This window comes from Paenibacillus sp. LS1 (assembly GCF_026013365.1).
In the GTDB taxonomy this organism is placed as follows: Bacteria; Bacillota; Bacilli; order Paenibacillales; family Paenibacillaceae; genus Paenibacillus.
The window spans coordinates 47,524-68,728 of the sequence record NZ_JAPDOE010000001.1 but is presented as its reverse complement, the minus strand read 5'-3'; the positions used below and the strand labels follow the sequence as shown (position 1 = coordinate 68,728).

At 45.1% G+C, this 21,205-nt stretch carries 16 protein-coding genes; 5 read left to right on the top strand and 11 right to left on the bottom strand.

The genetic code is table 11. The annotated features are described in order from the left end of the window. On the bottom strand, positions 1-336 hold the full coding sequence (locus OM416_RS00320) for an antibiotic biosynthesis monooxygenase (protein ID WP_264926037.1): 336 nt from the start codon (positions 334-336) through the stop codon (positions 1-3). Positions 337-586: 250 nt separating this feature from the next. Between OM416_RS00320 and OM416_RS00315 the strand changes: the two genes are divergently transcribed. The 4 genes from OM416_RS00315 (at position 587) to OM416_RS00300 (ending at position 5,173) form a co-directional block, all read left to right on the top strand. Beyond that, on the top strand, positions 587-1,393 hold the full coding sequence (locus OM416_RS00315; protein WP_413775737.1) for a DUF817 domain-containing protein: 807 nt from the start codon (positions 587-589) through the stop codon (positions 1,391-1,393). A gap of 212 nt (positions 1,394-1,605) precedes the next feature. Next, complete coding sequence (locus OM416_RS00310; protein ID WP_264926033.1) at positions 1,606-2,238, top strand: TetR/AcrR family transcriptional regulator; 633 nt, start codon at positions 1,606-1,608, stop codon at positions 2,236-2,238. Continuing rightward, positions 2,195-2,893 carry an ABC transporter ATP-binding protein gene (locus tag OM416_RS00305; protein WP_264926031.1) on the top strand — a complete coding sequence of 233 codons (699 nt, stop codon included), beginning with the start codon at positions 2,195-2,197 and terminating at the stop codon, positions 2,891-2,893. The genes OM416_RS00310 and OM416_RS00305 overlap by 44 nt, the downstream gene beginning before the upstream one ends. A gap of 30 nt (positions 2,894-2,923) precedes the next feature. Continuing rightward, positions 2,924-5,173, top strand: coding sequence for an FtsX-like permease family protein (locus tag OM416_RS00300; RefSeq protein WP_264926029.1), 2,250 nt, complete (start codon positions 2,924-2,926; stop codon positions 5,171-5,173). A 51-nt stretch (positions 5,174-5,224) separates the two neighbouring features. On the opposite strand, the gene OM416_RS00295 is transcribed toward OM416_RS00300, so the two are convergent. From OM416_RS00295 to OM416_RS00280, 4 genes are all read right to left on the bottom strand, one after another. Beyond that, entirely contained in the window at positions 5,225-5,920 is a 696-nt protein-coding gene (locus OM416_RS00295; RefSeq protein ID WP_264926027.1) for a hypothetical protein, read from the bottom strand. A 147-nt stretch (positions 5,921-6,067) separates the two neighbouring features. Beyond that, on the bottom strand, positions 6,068-6,976 hold the full coding sequence (gene murB, locus OM416_RS00290; protein WP_413775757.1) for a UDP-N-acetylmuramate dehydrogenase: 909 nt from the start codon (positions 6,974-6,976) through the stop codon (positions 6,068-6,070). A 114-nt stretch (positions 6,977-7,090) separates the two neighbouring features. Next, a complete protein-coding gene (locus OM416_RS00285) occupies positions 7,091-9,121 on the bottom strand; it encodes a methyl-accepting chemotaxis protein (RefSeq protein ID WP_264926023.1) in 2,031 nt (676 codons plus the stop codon). Between the two features lie 231 nt (positions 9,122-9,352). Continuing rightward, a complete protein-coding gene (locus tag OM416_RS00280) occupies positions 9,353-10,333 on the bottom strand; it encodes an SDR family NAD(P)-dependent oxidoreductase (protein ID WP_264926021.1) in 981 nt (326 codons plus the stop codon). A 194-nt stretch (positions 10,334-10,527) separates the two neighbouring features. Here OM416_RS00280 and OM416_RS00275 point away from each other — a divergent pair, with 194 nt between their 5' ends. Beyond that, on the top strand, positions 10,528-11,202 hold the full coding sequence (locus OM416_RS00275; protein ID WP_264926019.1) for a class I SAM-dependent methyltransferase: 675 nt from the start codon (positions 10,528-10,530) through the stop codon (positions 11,200-11,202). A gap of 90 nt (positions 11,203-11,292) precedes the next feature. Here the strand turns inward: OM416_RS00275 and OM416_RS00270 are convergent, their stop codons facing one another. The 6 genes from OM416_RS00270 to OM416_RS00245 all read right to left on the bottom strand — a co-directional run bounded on the left by OM416_RS00270 (position 11,293) and on the right by OM416_RS00245 (position 21,135). Further along, positions 11,293-12,696, bottom strand: a complete 1,404-nt coding sequence (locus OM416_RS00270) for a PQQ-binding-like beta-propeller repeat protein (RefSeq protein WP_264926017.1) — start codon at positions 12,694-12,696, stop codon at positions 11,293-11,295. Between the two features lie 198 nt (positions 12,697-12,894). Further along, positions 12,895-14,946: a serine hydrolase domain-containing protein gene (locus OM416_RS00265; protein WP_264926015.1), complete on the bottom strand. Its 2,052-nt coding sequence runs from the start codon at positions 14,944-14,946 to the stop codon at positions 12,895-12,897. 110 nt (positions 14,947-15,056) lie between these two features. Continuing rightward, a complete protein-coding gene (locus OM416_RS00260) occupies positions 15,057-16,358 on the bottom strand; it encodes a GHKL domain-containing protein (RefSeq protein ID WP_264926013.1) in 1,302 nt (433 codons plus the stop codon). A 1-nt stretch (position 16,359) separates the two neighbouring features. Then, positions 16,360-17,100, bottom strand: a complete 741-nt coding sequence (locus OM416_RS00255) for a LytR/AlgR family response regulator transcription factor (protein WP_264926011.1) — start codon at positions 17,098-17,100, stop codon at positions 16,360-16,362. 233 nt (positions 17,101-17,333) lie between these two features. Beyond that, entirely contained in the window at positions 17,334-20,153 is a 2,820-nt protein-coding gene (locus tag OM416_RS00250) for a glycoside hydrolase family 2 TIM barrel-domain containing protein (protein WP_264926009.1), read from the bottom strand. A gap of 187 nt (positions 20,154-20,340) precedes the next feature. Further along, a complete protein-coding gene (locus OM416_RS00245) occupies positions 20,341-21,135 on the bottom strand; it encodes an SDR family NAD(P)-dependent oxidoreductase (protein WP_264926006.1) in 795 nt (264 codons plus the stop codon). Between the last annotated feature and the right edge of the window lie 70 nt (positions 21,136-21,205).

The following is a 21,205-nucleotide window of genomic DNA, read 5'->3' as shown; positions in this document are numbered from 1 at the left end:
TTATGACCCTTGTCCGGAACCGTTACCTGTCTTCACGGTCTGTACCTGATACATATTTACGGTTGTACTTATTAGATAATCAGGTTTCTCCTGTGTTCTCTTCTCACGATGGCCTTTGATATGAACATCACTTTTCTCCCAGTTCTTCCATGCTTCTTCCGATTCCCAGCGAATGATGACCATTACTTCTTCGTTCTCTGTACTTTTCTTGTTGACCATGACACTAAAATCAATTAGACCGGGCATGTCCACAACAGGAGTTGGACCACTGAAACGTTCCACAATCTTATCGCTATATCCCTTTTGGACAATAATGCTTCGAGTTTGAATCAACATATTCATTCCTCCTGGTAGAGTCACATGCCTCTCGTTATGCGAGACGTGTGAGCTTTTTATTCTTTCATTCTAATCTAATTGAAAATCATTATCAATGAAGGGTATTCGTTTTAATTTGAAAACAAGAACAGATTTGCGTGTTTTTTTCTCTTTTTATTCACCGATGAACTCTATATTATGAAGTGTAGGCAAAAAAACTCCCATGATGAACACCCTTAAATCATATTATTGAATTATGCTCAAACGTGTTATGAAAGGAGCGAAACTTGAATTGAAACCTCTAATACAACTACTTCATTTCGGCTATCATCAGGCCATGAGCTGCATATTTCCTGTAGCGATCTTTGGAACATTGGCTCTCTCCAGCGTAATCCCGATTCCTTTCCTGCATCGATATGATGCCATTCTGCTTGTACTGCTTGGTGTGCAGTACCTGATGTATCGAAGTGGCTTGGAAACCCGGGATGAAATCAAGGTCATCTGTGTATTTCACATTATTGGCTTGGTGCTGGAAATCTATAAAGTATGGATGGGATCATGGTCATACCCTGAGCAAGCTTATACCAAAATCCTTGGGGTTCCTCTGTATAGTGGATTTATGTATGCAAGTGTAGCCAGTTTTATGTGTCAGGTGTGGCGAAGACTGCGCATGGACATGACCGGATGGCCTGGTTTATTACCTTCCGTTCTGCTCGGAGCAGCCATCTATATTAACTTTTTCACGCATCATTTTATTCCCGATTTTCGCTGGTGGTTGACGGCGCTTGTATTTATTGTCTTCTGGAAAACGTGGATTATCTACCGGGTACGGGCAACGACCTATAGAATGCCGTTATCGCTCGCATTTATCATTGTCGGGTTCTTCATCTGGACTGCAGAGAACATCGCTACATTCTTCAATGCCTGGAAATACCCTGATCAGCATGATGCCTGGCAACTGGTTAGCTTTAGCAAGATCAGTTCGTGGTTCCTGCTGGTGATCATCAGTGTCATCATCGTTGCGCAGCTCAAATATGTGAAGGCCAATAGAACCGCAGATGATCCAAAACCCATCTAACCACCATTACATCCCTAACCATAAGAACAGCAGCACGCTTAGACTGGAGTATACGTCTTCGAATGCCGCTGTTTTTTGCTATGTTAATATTCTTTAAATATCCCCTCCCCACATGATGACAATTTCAATTGACAAAAGTGACGCCAGTGTCATAAAATCAAAAAAAGAGACAACAGTGTCACTTTTGGATTCTGTTACATTAGGAGGAAACTATGACCCAAAAATCGTTGTCCAAAAAAATGATGATCCTTGCAGGCGCATATCAGGTATTTGTAAGGAAAGGATTCCATGCTGTCACCATGACAGACATTGTGGATCAATGCGGAATTAGCCGAGGAGGCCTCTATCGTTATTTTAACTCCACAGAGGAGATATTCAGAACGTTATTGATGGAAAACAGCCAACAGACGCAAGAAGCTTTTACAGCCCAGATGGAAGCGGCTACGCCATTTCAGCAGATCATGGATGCTTTCTGGTCAAGTCAACAGATCGAGCTGGCGGAGATCAATGACAGTATCATGACCGCTGCGTATGAGTTCTTCTTGTCACACCGCGATGCAGAAGATCGCGAGTTGCTTCACCGTCAGCAGGATCATAGCATCACAGAGCTTAGTCGACTGATCGACTATGGGGTCAAACGTGGTGAAATACAGGTTCAGGCAAGCCGCACGGCCGCTGCTCATATTGTTATTTTTCTGGAGGGACTACGAGTGCTTGCCCTGTCTACTCATCTGACTGAAGATTTTATTCGCGAACAGCTAGATTTCATCCAAACTCATCTTTATGAAAGAAGCGTGCCTAATGAACATCGCCATATCCGTTCAGAACGTAACGAAACATTTTAAGAAAAATGAAATGACACTCAGTGAAATCAGTCTGGATCTCGCCGAAGGTGAATTTACAGCCATCATTGGCCCAAGTGGCTCCGGAAAATCCACGCTGCTAAATCTGATGTCAGGACTGCTCAGACCCTCGGACGGTCACGTCTTCATCAATGACCAGGACATTACTGAACTGAACGAGGATTCACTTGCCGACTTTCGCAGACTGCATCTGGGGCACATTTTCCAACACTACCACCTGCTCTCCCATCTTACGGTTCGAGAAAATATATACATTGGGCTCTCTGGCACAGGGGAACCCCACACGGTTAAGGAGCTTGCTGCCCTTCTGGGGATAGAGGACATATTGAATCAGTTTCCCGGTCAACTGTCTGGTGGGCAGCAGCAGCGGGTAGCCATCGCACGGGCATTAATTAAGAGACCCCGTATCTTGTTCTGCGACGAAGCCACGGGTGCATTGGACGAGATGAACAGCAAAAATGTGATAGCGCTTCTTCATCTTGCCCGCCAGCAATACGGAGTGACCATTGTGTTCATCACCCATAACCCTGAAATTGCCAAGACTGCTCAGCGCGTAATTACAATCAAGAACGGCTCCATCTATCAGGATCGATTGAACGAGCACCCGATTACTGCTGCGCAGATGCATTGGGCATAGTGATACTCACAATGGGAAGGCGGAAGACTAGTGCGCTATCTTAACAAGCATGTGTACCGTTTATTGAAGCAAAACTGTGGATACACCATCCTGCTATTTCTCATGGTTGTGCTGACTTCGTTTATGTATTTCTTTGTAGAATTCTCGGTGGATCGTAATCAGGTTCGTATTCAAGAATACGCAGAGACACAGCATTTGGAAGATTTCCGTTTCCAATTGCAAGAGGATACAGATCGTTCACGTGTGTTGGAGAAGATACATACAGAAGCTATTATCGAGGAAAAAAGATTCAAGAAAGTTACACAAATCAGTACAAATTATTATCTGCTAGCTCCACCCCAGATGCTTAATGTACCTTATCTATTGGAAGGCCGACTGCCGGTAGCTTCTACGGAAGTTGCCCTAATGCTGCAGTATATGGATAATCATGCCCTGACTATAGGAGACTCGATTACGATTGGCAATCACAATCTCACCATCGTTGGCTCCATGTTTTTGCCAGACTACCAATCGTTTATTCCTTTCAATGACCTGAAGCAGGATTATAATCAAGCCACATTTGGAGTCGTTACCCCTGATATGTACCATATGATAAACGGTCAGGAAGAGCGTTATTACGCAGCACAGTTCAAACCAGGTGTGGACTCCGGCTCAGCTGAATTGCGCTTAAGTAGTGACCCCGCCTTCTCATATTTAGCTTTCGATTCTGGTCTTGAAAGTAGCACTGAACCACTGATCGCAATCGATTCCAATCAAAGCCTGGCCCACAGCTTTCTTTTTTTGTTCACACTCATTACTTTGTTTATTTTCTACATGTTCTACACCCGTTTCATCCGCCTTCACCGTCAAGATTTCGGTTGCTTCAAGGCATTGGGATATACGGCAAGACAGATCAGCTGCGCACCACTCGTTTATTCACTGATCCTATCGACCGCGGGAGGACTCGTCGGGATGGTTTTGGGTTTCTTCGGTTCGTCTGTCCTAATCCAAATGTATGCTCAAATGTACTCCTTTCCCTTCTGGGAACGTGGCCTGGAACTCCGTTCTATCTTGTTCGGGCTTTGGATCCCTGTCATCGGAACGGTGCTGGTCACCTGGATGGCAATCTTCCCTTTTTTACGCCAGGAAACCTTTTATGTCATGCATAACACGATTAAACCTCTCCCGAACGGAAGATTAACCGCAGCTTTTCAATCCGTAATTGGCCTTTTGCCGGAAACATTAAGGCTTCCTCTGCGCGTCGTACTTCGCAAGTGGAATGCCATATTTTTAAGTGCAACAGCAATCTTTCTGATGACCTTGTTATTTATCATGAGTGCTTCATTGTATCAATCGAGCGGTGTCGCCCTGGAATCGCAGACGACAGGCATGAACTACATGTACGATATCCGCTACCCGGATCTGAGGGAAGATGAAGCAACCTCGCATGGAACTAGCATGTACTACCTTAGACAGTCCGTCCAACTAATAGGAGTTGATGGTCAAGAATTCTCAGGAGAGTTGGTCGGCATGGACAATCAGGGAACACAGGTGCAATTCATGAATCATGAAAACACCCTAATTCTGCCTGCTGAGCTGGATGGTATTGTAGTGAGTGAAGCGACCTGCAGGTTGTATGGAATCCAATCCGGAGATACCGTTCAACTGATCATTAATCATCAACCGCATAACGTCTCTGTCCGGGAGATTAGCCGAAATGGTGAAGCAGATACAATCTATACATCCAAAACACAATTAGCGAGGTGGATGAACGTTAGCCCATCTATGCATAACGGGGAATACAGTAACGATAGTTCTCAGGATTCAAATGCACGAGTGGTTACTGCCGAGAACAAGTTAGCTGCTCTGCGTAGCGATGCAGTATCGAGCCAATCCAGTGCTGTCATTAATCAAGTGGCAGGGATACTTGTCGGTTTCCTGCTGATATATCTGGTCATTCTGCTTAACGTTCAGGATAGCCAGAAGGATATGCATATCCTTCGATTACTTGGATACAGCCATCGGGACATTAACCGTATGCTCGTCGATGTATACAAGCCACTGTTTGTCCTTCTGTATATGCTCGCTGTACCCTTTGCAATCCTAACAGCGCGTGCGATCTTGCGTATGATCTCATTACAAACCGGGGATTATATCCCGTTCCAGATTCACTGGTGGATTCTTATCCTGATCCTCACAATAATTTTGCTTCAATATCAGTTGGTCGTCTCCTTATTTAAGCGAAAAGTGTTCAAGCAGACGAAAGGCTTAGGGCTTGAATGTATCCCCAGTCATGAATAGGTTGATACGTAAAAAAGCCGCCAAAAGGCGGCTCTTCGTACATCATCGAAGTTATTCACCGACAAGTAATGAGCCACTGCCATCTGACTCTTCAATATCCTTGTTGCTTATGAGGTTCCCCTTTTCATCATATGCTTTGATCGTATAAGGGGGATTCGCTGATGAAGGCAGGAACACGTACCAGATTTGTTGGTTCTCACCTGTCTCAACGAGCTTCGCATCGAATGTCTCGGGCTTTCCATTTTCTTTGATTTCAACAGTTACACGTCGGATAGTTGAGTCTATGATGTCACCAAACAGCATGGGAAACGGGGCCGAGACTTTTTCTAGTTTCGGTATGCTCATATAATTCAAAGCAAACTTAGCTTGTAGAGGTTCACTGATGGAATATCCTCCGCCCCATACCCATTTCCATCCGAAAATGTTCTTCCGGGCAAACTCCATCTGAAGATTACTGTTATTATCTCGACCTTTTTTTTGTGCGAACAAAATCATGCCCCCATCCACAGCCTCCTGATGAATGAATTGCGAGGTATAAAATTTGCCTCTAAATTCTTGAACGGCCCCTTCAGGACTGTTCGCTATAGGAATATGTATTGTTTCATTCAATCCCCAAACTTTGGATATCCTTCGATCAGCTAGTCCGCCAGATCGTTCATTCATGTACATATACGTAACGACTGTCAAGAGCGACAGTAAAATCACCATTGCCGCGATTAGTAAAATTCTTCTGTTACGCTTGAACATCTCCATATTCACTCCTTATGATAACGATGAAATATTAAACAAAATCATTCTAATATTACCATAATTAGCATACAGGCACTTTATTTCGTGCAATCTCCACAATCAAAAAAGGCCGCCAAAGGCGACCTTTCAAGTCGTTCATCGAAGTTATTCTCCCAGAAAGATTACTTCGGTTTCCAATTCAACATGGAACGTATCATATACTTTCTTCTGAATAAATTGGATCAGATCCATATAATCCTGGGCAGTAGCGTGATCCACATTTACGATAAAACCAGCATGCTTCATGGAGATTTCAGCGCCTCCAATGCGAGTGCCCTGCAAGTTGCAATCCTGAATCAGTTTTCCAGCAAAATGTCCTTCAGGACGTTTAAATACACTCCCGCAAGAAGGGTACTCCAGCGGCTGCTTGGATTCTCTCAGGAACGTTAATTCCTTCATTTTGCTTGCAATGTCATCCTTGTTTCCTTTTTTGAGCCCGAATTCGGCCTCCAGTATGATATAGTGATCCATCTTGAAGAGACTATTTCGATAACCAAACTTCATCTCTTCTCGCGGGATCTCCAACACTTTGCCGTCTTTGGTGATCACAGTCGCACGTTCAACTACATCAGCGATCTGACCGCCATAAGCACCAGCATTCATGTAAAGTGCGCCCCCCGTGCTGCCGGGAATGCCACAAGCAAACTCCAAACCGGTCAAGTTGTGCTCCAAAGCGAGTCTGGATACATCAATGATATCAACGCCGCTTTGCGCAATCATGCTGTCCTCATTCACTTTAATCTGATCGAAGTGGCTAAGAGAAATCGTTACTCCTCGGATGCCCCCGTCTTTAATGATGACGTTCGACCCTTTGCCAATAACCGTCAGAGGCAATTGATGTATGTTGGCAATCTCTACGATTTTTGTGATTTCGTCTATCGTTGTTGGATGGATGAGAATATCTGCGTTACCACCAATTTTAATAAACGTGTGATTTTTTAACGGTTCATTGAATTTCACTTTTTCCATAGGTATCTGATGTTCAAAAATATTCATGATTTTCTCTCCCTGAATTCATAAAGAAATAATTGCACCATCGCGAATTGAGATGCTCCTTCTTTATTATATGCTAAATAGGAGATTTTGTTTGAGATTATGTTGTTTTCATTATAATTAATCGCATTCTCTTTAGATTTTGAACTTTTCCGTGAGTTCCTGAAGACGTGATGCCATGCGAGCCAGATAAGATGAAGATGAACTAATCTCTTGCATTGAAGCAAGCTGTTGCTCGGTTGCCGCAGATACCGTCTGTGCTCCTTCCGCCGTTTCCCGGGAAACATGAGAAATGTCCTCGATTTTCGCTACCACATGGGAGGTTTCTTGAACGATATCATCGGCCATGGTGGACACCTCGCTGGCTTTGCTATTCACCGTATCCACGGACAAGGTGATTTCGTCAAAGAGCTGGCCCGTTGTAGTCATTACGTTCAGCCCTTTGGAAACTTCACCAATCGCCTCAACCATGGATTGATCCGCATGCTGGATTCCTTCGTTGATGCTGCCAATTAGTGTAGTGACTTGCTTCGCTGAATTAGCTGCCTGCTCCGCGAGTGCGCCTACTTCTCTGGCTACAACGGCAAAACCTTTACCGTGCTCACCTGCCCTTGCAGCCTCAATGGAAGCATTCAAAGCCAGTAAATTGGTCTGACGGGAGATGTCGGAGATCACCTTAATAATTTGCCCGATTTCCAACGAAGTCTGAACCAGATGGTTAATAACATCCGACACACGGTTGACGGAATGGTGGATGGTTCCCATTTGTGTCACAGCGCCATTGATGGCCTGTCCGCCTTCCTTGGATTTCTCTGCAACCTGTTCTGTAGCTATAGCTGTTGCTGAGGCGTTATTGGCGATATGACCGATTTGCTCCGCCACATGATGAATGGTACGCAGACTTTCTTCAACCAGCGCGACCTGTCTGTCAGCACCTTCTGCCATCTGTTCAATCGTTTCAGGGATATGCCCTGTTGCCGTAGCACTTTGACCTGCATTAGCGGATAACTGTTCTGAAGCGTCGACCAGTTGATTAGACGAATTTTGCACTTCGGATACAATGGAATTCAGGGAACCGACCATCAGGTTGAAGGCATCACCCAACTGACCCAGTTCGTCATTCGAATGGATGGCTGCGCTTCGGCTCAAATCTCCCCGACTGACTTCCCCAGATACATCATTCAATGTTTTGAGCGGTTTCGTGATAGAACGCACGATCAAAATGGTCATCCCTATACCTAACAGGGCAAACAAAGAGATGACCATCAATGTATTGTTCCAGATGGGTTTGGCTGCTTGTACGATCTCGATCGGCGAGCGATCCCCTGCGATTTTCCAGCCTGTAAGCTGATTGGTAATATAGACGAGTTGGCGTGTTTCTCCTTCAGGAGAACTTTGATCAATTTGCCCGGAGTCGCCCTCAAACATCGTTGTCCCGGGTCCTCCCTCACCTTGAGGGCTGTCTTGTTCTGCATCGGAAGAAGCGTTGACCGTTGTTGCACTAGCAGTTTCCGCTTCCTCACCCTGTGGACCATCAGCTCCCCACGGTGGAGTTACGATCATGGAGCCATTCGCGCCAAAAATGACGACAAAGCCGTTATCTCCAATTTTAATCTGGCCTACAGTTTCTTGCAGAGTGCTTAAATCCAGGGTTACGGCGACGACTGACTTGCTGTCACTGGACGCTTTCGCTAAGGTCACTACCGTGTTACCCGACTGTTCCGAAGTGAACGGCTCTGTCAGAACAACCTGTCCTGGAGCGGCAATCGCCTTCGTATAGTATTCGCTCTCCAGAGGTTTATCGTTGTCTGGCTGGCTCTGACTGGAAGAAGCGTATACATGCTGTCCGTCGCTGTTAACGAAGATCGCCGATTCGACCTCCAAATGGTTATTGGTATAGGCTTTTAATGCGGTTTCCGGATTCATCGATGCAATGGATTCGGCTAAGAGACCCACATCTGATTGTTTAGCTTGTATGTATTGGTTGACCATGCTGCTAACGAGCGATATGTCCGTGTCGGCCATGTTGGCGAGCTGTGTATCTACTTGCTGTTTGGCGGTCAGATAGGCGAATCCTCCGATAACCAGACTGGGAAGCAACAATACGATTAAAAATGATGCTACCAGACGGTTCCTGACCGTACCGAGTTTTTTCTTGATTTTCATAGGCGTTTCTCCTTATGTATGATGTATCGTAGCTTATCCTCTATTAAGCATGAAGTAGATGAGGATACGATTAGTTTTAACTTAAAGATATATGAAAATTTTCATGGATTTAAATGGATGTTTTCAGAAATAAACAAAAAACGCCTTGCGGAACCAGCATCTGGGCTGGATATACACCGCAAGGCGTTTCTCATGCAATATCGTTTTCTCTTTCACAAGTTAACTACATGTTCAGGTGAGCTCAATGTCCGTTTGAGTCAGCTTGGCCGATAGCTCCCATAAACGAGTAGCTTGTTCGGGATCAATCGCATACTCCTTGACCCCATAGAAGCCTCCATCCGCAGGAGCCAATTCACTGATGTCACAATCCTCGCAGTAGACGCCGCCTTTTCCCTCAAGCTGAGGAGAGGTTGCTGCCCAGACCTGCGTCGCTGCCCCTTGCTCAGGTGTTTTAAATGCTGGATTAGCCACTTGTCCAGATTCATCGATCCAGCCCAGTGCAATCATTTCCTCTTTTGGCATATGACGCTGTAGTGGTGTCAGAATTCCGCCTGGATGAACAGAAAAAGCCCGTACGCCTTGCTCAGCACCACGTCTATCCAACTCAACGCTGAATAAAATCGTTGCTGTTTTGGACTGTCCATAGGCAGGGAATTTCTCATAACCATGCTCAAATTGGATGTCCTCCCAACGAATCGGCGAGAAATGATGTCCAGCTGATGCCAAGGAAACAACTCGTGCTCCCCTCTGACTTGCGAGTGCTGGCCATAACAGATTAGTCAGGGCAAAGTGTCCCAGATGATTGGTTGCAAATTGAGCTTCCCAACCAGGACCTACCCGCGTCTCCGGACAAGCCATGATGCCAGCGTTAAGAATAAGCATGTCGATGCTCCGATCACTCGATAGAAACCGCTCTGCAAAAGCACGAACGCTGGATAAATCAGCGAGGTCCAATTCGTCTATTTCAACGCCTTCCAAACCAGCTAGTGCTTCTTTTGCGACCGCTGGACGACGCGCAGTAACCACGACACGTGCTCCCGCATTCACAAGCGCGCGTGTCGTCTCCAACCCCAATCCTGAATAGCCACCCGTTACAATAGCAAGTTGCCCTGATAAGTCCATATCTCTCAATACATCCTGCGCTGTGCTGTTATGGTTGAAGCCAGAGCCGATTTTATGTTGTAAAGTTTTAAAATTATTCTCCTGTGTCATTCTGTTCATCTCCTTTGGAATCGTTTCTGCTGCTAGTCTACACCTTAGAGTGTGCTCTAAGTCAAATGGGTTATTACCCATGGTAGGGGCTCGGAACCCATAGGTCCAACCTATGAACTTATCCATAATCGATATTTCCCTTGATCACTTCCCGTTTGTAAACTATGGAGAAAACCTGAAGGAGTGATGAGCATATGCAATTCTCAGTAAAGCAGCTGTTTGATAAGGTAGCCCAAGATTATGATGTGCAGCGTAAGCAGCTTATCCCTTGTTTTGATGATTTTTATGGAATGGCCCTGGATCTAATGGTAAGCCCGCTTGATTCTCCACGTATTCTTGATCTGGGTGCAGGAACGGGACTGCTCTCCGGATTGGTCCTGCAAAAGTATCCCAACGCGCGATTAACCCTGATCGATATTAGTGATCAAATGCTCGAAGGAGCACGTCGAAGATTTGCTGATACTAACCAAGTACAGTATGTCGTCGGGGATTACTCCAACTACGATTTTACCAGTTCCTACGATATGATTATTTCCTCCCTGTCTATTCACCATCTCACACACGCTGACAAGAAAAAGGTATTTGAAACTGTGCACCAGCTGTTAGAACCAGGTGGACGCTTCATCAACGCAGACCAGGTTCAGGGAAGAACCCCCGATACGGATAGCTATTACCGCCATTGCTGGCTAGAAGGGATTCATCGAAGTGGTCTGTCTGAGGAAGCCATCTCGGCTTCGATCGAAAGACGAAAGGTCGATATCAATGCCACGCTCGAGGATCAATTGGAGTGGTTAGAGGACGCAGGGTTTCGTGTAGCGGACTGCATGTACAAATCCTTGGACTTTGCGGTGTTTTACGCACAAAAATAAGAAAGACCGGATTATGAGCAACCGTGCTCGTAATCCGGTCTTTTCAAATGATTTTCGTTCAACGACAGATACAGCTAAAACTAAAATCATTTATTTCAGCGATGCTGGCAGCTTAACGCCCAGTAGTTTGCCTTCGGCTTGAACAATGATCATCCCGTTTGTCTTCAACGTTGTGTTGTGCAGATCTCCACCGGTGGAGACGCGGAAGACCGGCTGACCCGACAACATATTGAGGGCAAGCAGAGTGCCGTTACGTTGTGCTCGATACATCCCTTTGCCGTAAACATCAATCTGAGAAACGGGAGCATCACCATGCCACTGGACCTCTTGACCATTAGCCAGCTTGATGCCTGTGAGCTCTCCCGTGTTTCCGTTTTTGAAGAGCAACCTTTCCTGTGTAACGCCAAGCCATACCATATTTTCCCCGTAAGGACGGTGAAAAGTTCGAAGTGGCGCCGTTCCCGACTTGGTCAAATTCAACGGATACTCCGCTATCGTATTCCCTTGTAGAATGTATAGTTTGTCTTTATTGGAAAATATCCCTCCATACCCATTCACATACGGTGGATCCCCCGGCATGGTCCACTTATACTCCTGACTTCCTTTTAACACACCGGTCTTCAGATTGTACGCATTGACTTTCCATTTGCGTTCTGGTGAAGACTCATCATTTCCCAACATTGAAGAATAGTAGTCCGCTGAGTACACAAGACCGTCTTTGATCTGAATAGCTTCCCCTTGACCAAAATGACCCCATAGCTTCTTGCCCGTTTTCTTGTCATATGCATTAAGCTGTGTGGATGTAAGTGCCCCTTGGACAAAAAAGGTTCTCAGCACCACACCATTAGATTCTCCCAGATACTCAGTACCATGACCTTCACCTAATGGTTCATCTGCTTCCCAGCGCAGTTTCCCTGACTGGATATCCAGTGCAAACGTTGTACTCCCCTTAATTACGTAGAGGGTATCCAACGTTGGAATCAGAGCTTCCGTACGGTTATACGTATCAATCCAGGTGGATGTGCCTGACTGCCATTTTGCTTTGCCTGTCTTTGCATTCAAGGCATATGGCTTGTGATCAATGGTCAGTCCGTAGAGAACGCCATTTTGATAGGTAATATAAGGCGTCAGTTCTTTGCCGTAAGTCCACAACCGTTTACCTGTTGTCGCATCAAGTGCAATCAGCTTCGATCCAGCAAACGTGAATACTTTCCCCTCTTCTGCGATCGCATTAACTCCAACATACGTCTCGTTCATATTCAAATAATTATCTACTTTCGCAGTCCAAGAAGGTTTCAGTTCAGGCACTGTGATTCGTTGATACGAATACCAGTTACGGATGGATACATCCGATGTTTCAGCATGTGCCTGAGATGGCAACACGCCGATGACGCCGTGAACCATCAGCATTCCGGCAGTAATGCATGCAATGATGGGTCTTCCTGTTCTTCTTTTCCAACGCTTATTCATTTGACGTTTACGTATATTGATCATGGATAGCGATTCCTCCTATTGAAAATTAGCCTGATATATAACTACATAAACATAACGTGTGATTAGGCCAAATAGTTACCAGATTGTTAAATTATTCAAAGAGAATATCAAAAAAGCCGCCACTAGGCGACTTCTTGATAACTATATTTTTTCGGTGAAAAGTTACAAACGTAACTTTGTAGTAATGAAGTTTCTGCTTTACTTTAATTGGATCTGGAAGACATCCCCGGCATCACCACCAAAAACGATAAAACCACTTTTCGGGAGCTTCGTCGACTCCTGATTGGTTGCTACAGAGAAGTGAACCATCTCGCCTTTCTCATCATACACCGCATAACCTCCGCTCTCCGGAGAATCCACTGTGATGGATTTGTTCGCCGAACGGGCATCGATTGCATACCACCGGGCCTGACCGTTAGCTGGTATGGTCGTCAGCCCCTTTTTCCCACCAAAGATTGGAGTAATCGCATCCTCGGCAATGTATTCCTGCCCATCCTGAATCAAAATCTCAGCGGCATTCTTTGTATAGAATTGCAGATCGAATGCGTCTCTTCCGTTCATTACAGGAATCTCGGCGATATTCTCTGCATGATTGGCATCCATGATTTGCGTGCCATTAGCATAGCCATTTTCGGCATCAACGGACAGATTCTTGATCAGCATCGATGGAAGCAGATAAAAGATCGACGTTATTTTTTCATCCAACGCGTAATATTTCGAGCCGTTGCGCGCTGTCCATTTCTCTTTCGTTGCTGTATCCAGCGCGTTATGCTCCAACTTTTGATAATCATACGTGTTCATCACCGTTTGACCTAAACCGGGTAGCGTTATAATCGCCTGAACTTTAACATACACCTTGTCATTGCGTTCTTTCACAAAGCTGGCCTTCACACTGCCATCCGCACTTGTAAAATGTTCGTCGCCTGTATACACATAGTTCTGCTCCGGAATAATTCCTCCCAGCAAGGCAGGCAGTTGCATCTCACCATCCTTGATCTCTATATCTAGTGTTGAACCAACCGTACCATATAGGCCTGAGTACGAATTCAACTCCGTCGGCATCTTCACTTTGACAGGTGGTGAGAATGTCTGATCAGGCTGAACATCATCAATGATGCCTTGATCCGCCAGAACGTCCAGCAGCACTTTGCTGGCAAACATCTGATTGTAGACGGAAGATCCGCCAGAGGATAAAACCGCCATTGAAATATCATGTTCGGGTATGGTGATTAACACGGCATGGTACAACATGGTATCTCCGCCTTTGGCAAGCGCGGTAATCCCATAATCGCTAAAAGGTGCAAGGTCAACCGAATCCCACCCCAAGCCATAATTGATCGTATTTTGCTCATCAGATACCCATATGCCCTTACGATATTCATGAGATTGCATAGCCTTCACAGCAGATTCGGACAGAATATCCGGTCTGTTCCCCATTAAAACCTCTCCGAATTGATTCAATTCTTCTGCGGTAGAGTACACCCCGCCTGTACCGATAATGTTTGCATTTTCGGTAGGCATCGTCATCTCAAGTGTAGGCCAATAGGTTTCGGATAACTGCGCTCTGTCAAAGGAATCTAGTGGTGTCTTCGTTGATTCCAACTTCAACGGCTCACTGATGTACTTGGCGATATATTCGCTGTAGCTTAACCCACTCACCCGTTCAACCAGGATTTCAAGCAATTGAAAACCGTCATTGGCGTAAACGGAGTATTCGCCAGGTTTGGATTTCAGTTTTTCGGACTGAAGTTTAAGCAATAACTCATCATGATTGCGGGTGTCATTATCGTCAAACAACATGCTGTTTCCATAATGTGTACCGTATAGACCGGATGAATGATTCATCAACATGCGCGGTGTGATTTGAGTATAGCGTGCATCTGCCATTTTAAAGTCCTTGATATACGAAGTAAGCGGCTCATCCAGATCTATTTTGCCGGAATCGACCAGCTTCATGGCAGCTGCCGTAACAACCATTTTGCTAACCGAGCCTATGCCATACATGCTATCCTTGTCTATTGGCTTCTGTGATGCCTTATCGTGCAGTCCTACACTATCTGATAAAATGTATTCTCCTTCATCCATGATCGCATATTGCACACTGGTGACACCGTAATTTTGCACCATCGCCTTGGCGATCTGCTCCGCACGTGCCTCAATCGTTGCACTGTTATTCGCCTCTGCGCTGACATCTGCCAGCGGTGTAATGACAAGCACCGCTGTACATAAAAGACTAATTAATTTCTTCATCCCATGTCCTCCCTCAAATGTTCTTATGAATGAATTCATCATATCCGGGAAGATACAGATCGAACGCAAAAGAACCCTGAATGGAAAAAAACAATCCCTGAACGGCAGGTTCAGGGATTGTCGGTGTGGAACGGAAGCACGACCATGTTGTTAAACTTCCGATGCTGATGCTCAATACTCATATGTCCACCATATTTCTCGCACATTCTCGATATATTGGTTAGACCGATCCCATGGTACTCGGGATTGGGCTTTTCACTTTTCAAGTCAACTATCGGTTGCTCAACATGATTCATAATCTGGATGACAAGTGCAGATGATGTGGAGTGAATGGCAATGAGGATATATCGATCCTCCGCCTGTCTGACCTTCTTGGAAGCTTCAATTGCGTTATCGAGCATATTACCGAGCACCACACACAGATCGTATCGATCAATCTGGACATGCTGCGAGTACAGCTGGATTTTGGTGTCGATTTTGATCCCGTTTGCCTGCCCCATAGCCAGGGTATTCGTAACGAGAGCATCAATGACCAAATTGCCGGAGTTCACCCGCTGATACGCACCTTCAATGGTATTTAATGTAGATTGGATATGGTCACTCGCCGCCACCAATTCGTTACGTTGGATACATTCATCGATATACAGAAACTGCTGGTTAATATCATGAATGATGGATTTAATGTTTTTGAAACTGTGCACGGTCTTCTCATAGTTGGCATCCTGATAGTCCATCTGACGCTGTAACTGGGCGTTTTCATGCGCAAGCTGTACCTTTTCCACCATATTATCGAACACATAAACAATGAACACGTTGAGAAATAGAGAGCCTAGTACAGAAAGGATGTAAAATATGTTTTTCTCACTATATATGGAGGCTACATTAATCTGATAGATCGTAATAATAGGTACAATGAGAAACAGCAAATAATAACGATAATGCACGGCAAAACTTCTGCGTTTGGCTACTAGACGCACAACTTGAATAACAATGAACATGATACTGCAACCAACCAGCATCACTTTGGAGAGAATCCAGTGGTCTTCACCATTGAACTGTTCCCATGAAATGAAATCTCCAGTGGATTCCAAGACTCCGAGAATATATACAGCTATCGTATTCGCGATGGTAATTAGAACCCCATACAGGATGGTAAAAACAAGTTTGATTTTGAACTCCACTTCATAGGATTGTGCCAGACTGAAGATTAATAACAGAGCAATAGCAGTTGAAACGATGTCCGAGAAGGAAAATGCCAAATAAAAATAATCCAACAGAATGAAAACGATAAAATAAATAGCTCTATGCGGCTTTCGCCTGGACTTGCCCAACACAGAATCAAAATAAAAATTCGCCTGAAATGCCATAAGTAAGGTCACAAAGATGATGGAAAAGATCATGTAGGTATCCATATCATTGAATCCTCATGATCATGTATTTAGTGTAGGCATCCTTGATTTCCTTGATCTTGGATCGGCCTATGGGCAATTCCGTTCCATTCAGCATCACCACTTGTGTGCCTGCAAACTTCTGTACATGCATCAGGTTGATGATAATCGAGCGATGAACCTGCAAAAAACCGTGGTCTTTCAAACCGGATGCATAGCTGGATAGAACACCTTTGGTCTCATACACATTTTCATGTGTTACAAACTGCAATTTGTTCTTGATCGTCAAACTTTTGACGACCTCAATCCACAGAATATCATCATATTTCAAAAGCACTTCTTCATAGTCAGACTTGATCAGTACATACTTTTTGTCCAATGCCTGAAAATATTGACACAGCTTAACCATCTTTTCCTCAAAAATTTGCGGCTGGATTGGTTTGATCAAATATTGAAAGGTGATGACATCAAAACTCTCCACCATGTATTCCGGGTAACTGGTCAAGAACATAATCTGTACGTCCAGAAACTTCATATTCCTGATCTCTTTGGCGGTCTGAATCCCGTTCATTCCGCCCATCTCCACATCCATGATGAGAATATGAAATGTATCTCCGGCATCTCTATAATGGGAGAGTAATTGTTCACCAGATGTGAATAGGCTAATTTGAAAATCAAAATTGGTTTTTAGAGACAAGGAGACCAGCATCGTTTTCACACGTTCTCGCTGCTGCTCCTCGTCATCACAGATTGCAATATTGAACATGGGGGAACATCCGCCTTTCATCGACATCGTCTCTGAATTTCACTCTCGAATATACTATTTTAGCATAGGTTTCGGAGTCGAATTGGGCTGAAATGCATTATTCTAACCCTAAAGTGCAAGAGAATGAAACAAATGCCAAAGCCCCTACCACGAATGGAAGGGGCTTATAAGCACGTATTTCTAAGAATAACGTTGTAAGAATAAGGAATCAGCTGCCTGTTCTTCCCTATATCTTAGTTAAACAATTGGCGAAGTTCCTCGACTTCCAGACGGGTAGTGGGCTGGAATGCTGGACTCTCTACATAACGCTGGAAGCTGTATAACAACTGTCTTCCCTCCAGCGTTCCCATTAGGTTCTCCAGATTAAGCGCTCCCATCAGTACTCTCCCATTCCACACCCGACACTCCATTAACAGTCCGAGCTTATGATTTCGTTCAAAATTATCAATGGTCTGCACGATCGGTTGCAGGTCTTTATTCAGCTCATCCAGAATGATGGATGACGACTCCGAAACGATGCTCCACCACGGATAAGTCGAATACTCCTCTGTGACAAAATGTTCGAAGGCCGGATGGTCCTGTTGAATTAACAAGCCCATTGTGCCCACAGGAACTTCTCTCTTCATATTCTCCGATATCGATCGGAACATAGGGTAAGACCAGAAATCGGTGCTGTAGAAACCTTGGATCGCGTGTTGCATCTGACTGGGATTCGGGAAAAGTAAAATATCCTCGCCCTGCTCAAGCAACGCCAACGCCTTTTCCGAGAGTTCGGTAAATAGATTCAAACCGCTCAGGTCCACTTTTTGCTGATTTGGGTAGATCCACAGGTCGTACGACTTACGGATATCCGTGCCCGGAATGGACAGTCTGAGCTCCACTTGGGTCATATCGGAGACTTCAGGGATGTGAATGCTGAGATCCGTGATATTCACATAATGTTCTCCATGGGTCGCAGGCAGGTCTGCTTTCCCTTCCAATAGGATGCTTCCTTCGATCTGCTCGCTTTGAATTTCCCACTTCAATTGAAGTCCATCCAACGCTTGTCTCCGGAAGTAACTTAGTTCAATGCGTGGTTCGAACAATTCACCCGCTTGATAATTATATTTGGGGAATCTCGCCAGCAGCACAGCATCGGAACAGAACGTTCTCCACTCCTCAGGTGTAATCATGCCTTTGGAATCCATGAATGCGTCCAGTACACCCACCAGCGCTGTTCCCTGACCACTGAAATCCTGGAGATCCAGCAGTTGAAAGCCTGCTAGTTGCTGCGAACGAAAAGCCGCTTCCAGTTCTTCCTTGTAACATGCGACCGCGAGCTTACCAGAAGCTCTGAAGTAGGCCTCCGCCAGATGTCCCAGTCCATTGGCTTCCAGACGCTCACGAAACACTTCGAAGTTCTTCGCTTTGAGAGAACCCGTATACTTGTTAATCTCATCGAAATTAGGAAACGTGGCGTACTGTCCAATTTCATGCGAGATAATCGGTACCTGTGAGACAAGTTGCTCACTGCCGGCTTCGGCCTGCACCGTTTTGGAGCCAGTCCCATACTGAATCTGAATCTCTTTATCCCCCGTTTGCCCAGAAGGGTCAGCATCGCTGCCTTGCTCCGGTACAATGTTCGAATCGTAATCTTTCAACGTGTTTGGCAAGTCGGTCTGCACGTGACCGAGCGGAGCATCACACATCGCATAAGAACCTCTGAACAGGCGCTCTTTGGAGAAACGAACCCCGCAGAAGAATTCACTTTCCTCCAGAATGTCCGGCACAAACTGAAAGTTATTGGAACCTTCGGTGTATAGATGGCGATGATCATATGCTTTGTACGCCTTCAGGATCGAATTCAATCTGTCCTTACTGCCCCATAGTTCATTTCCCATGGACATCATGACAAACGAAGGATGATTACCAAAAGCACGCAACATTGCAAATCCTTCGCTAATCAAGTAATCCTGCTCTGCTTGATTGTGCCCATCTGATGATTCATCGGTAATGGTTCCCCAGAACGGAAGCTCAGGTTCCATGTAGATGCCGAGCAGATCCGCTGCAATAAAAGCAGCCTCCGGAGGACAACAGGTATGGAAACGGTAGTGATTGATACCGTAGGACTTGGAGATAGCGAGAATGCGAACCCATTCATCCACATCGGTTGGCGCGTATCCCGTGAGCGGAAAGATCAGCCCGTCATGTTTGCCTCGAAGAAACGTTTTGCGACCATTAATGGTGAATTTGTCTCCGGCAGCCCGGAATTCCCGTAATCCTGTCCATACTTCGGTGGAATCCAGCACTTCGCCATCCTGATCTTGCAGTTGAATGTGAAGTTGGTACAGATTAGGTTCATCATCACTCCATAACATGGCATCTTCGCCAATCTTGTATGTGAGGTCGATATTCTGAGAATCCGGGGTGAAAATCTGTTCCTCGGTCGTATACACCGGATCTGCACTGACAGCAACAGCTGATACCACGATTCGTACTCCTCGCAGTTCACCGACAAGTGCTGCCTTAATGTCGAAAGATCGAGTCGCCAGAACGGGGTAAACTTGAACATTATCCAGATAAACACGCTCAAAAAATTGAAGCTCCAACTTCCCGGTGATCCCGTTCCAATTCGTCTGTGTGTCTTCGGATGTAAGGTGACCACCTTTGGTTGGATAATCGGTATTGTCCACTCGAATCGTAATTGTATGTGTCCCAGCGGTTAGTCCAGCCTCAATCTCGTAACGGTGAGGTGTGTTCAGACTGTTTTGCGTTCCCCACTCCACCCCATCAATCCAGACTGTGGTAACTCTCGTTCGTTCCAGATGTAAGAAGCAACGTTTGCCAGCCAAGTGTTCAGGAATTTCTATCTCTCGTGTAAACCAGGCATAGCCTTCAAATAAATACTCATCCGTTAGCGCACCGATTAACATATGTTCGTTTTTCTTGCCCTTGGCCGCATGAGATGTGGTATTTGGCAATGTAATCACGTCTGAGAAATTCAGACCGCTTTCCACCTTATGTTCATCGAGTTGGAGTTTCCAGTAACCTTCCAGATTTATTGCAGCTATCATGATATTGTCCCCTTTTAGATTCAACTAATCGATACAAGTAATCGCTTCCAAGATACAGAAACCGTTTTCGAAAATCATACCTGTATTATAAACTCGATTGATGCTCCTCGCATAGATCATTTACAAATAAAAAAGTCGCCATTGCTGGCGACATCTTATGGATACATATGCTGTATCCTGAACAATTCTAAAATATGATGGGAACCATGCCCCCGTCCATCCGTATGGGAGATCCTCTAAAGGCAGGAGCATACGGGCTGCATACAAAAGTCGCGAGTCTGCCTATTTCACTTGGCTTGATGAATCGCTGTAATTCGGACTGAGGCAGATTGCTCTTCATAAAATCTTTCTCTTTTTCCTCGAAAGTCAGCGCCTCATCAGGGTATATGCCCTCAATGATCTCACGCACATTCTCAGACAGTGTCGGCCCTGGAAGGATCGTATTGATTGTAACTTCGGTCCCTGCTGTCAGTTTGGACAAACTTTTGGACAATGACAGCAACATCGACTTGGTCATGCAATATTGCGGCATCTGGCCTGAGGGCATAAGCGCTTCTTCACTCGCGATGAAAATAATACGTCCGTCATTGTTCTTCACCATTTTAGGTAAATAAAATTGGGACAAGCCATTGGCAGCCAGAACATTGGTACGGAAATATTTTTCCCACACTTCATCGTTTACATCTTCATAACTCATGATTTCATATATGCCCATGCTATTCACTAAAATATCAACCTTAGGGAACTTCTCGAATAAAGTTTGTCTTTGCTCCAGATCCACAAGATCAGCCGTGGCTTTTTGTGGAGAGGTCTCCGGAAATTTGGACTTGATTTCATGAACAGTTCGTTCCACCTCTTCATCATTGCGTCCATTAATCAGAACATGAACACCTTCTCGGGCGAGTTCCAAAGCAATTGCTTTACCTATTCCTTTTGTTGATCCTGTAACTAAAGCTGTTTTCTCTTTTAGTCCCATATCCATCCTGCATTTCTCCTTCATGATTACAACTATCCGGCAGCTGCTTCTGGACATTGCCAATAGCTTCATGCAC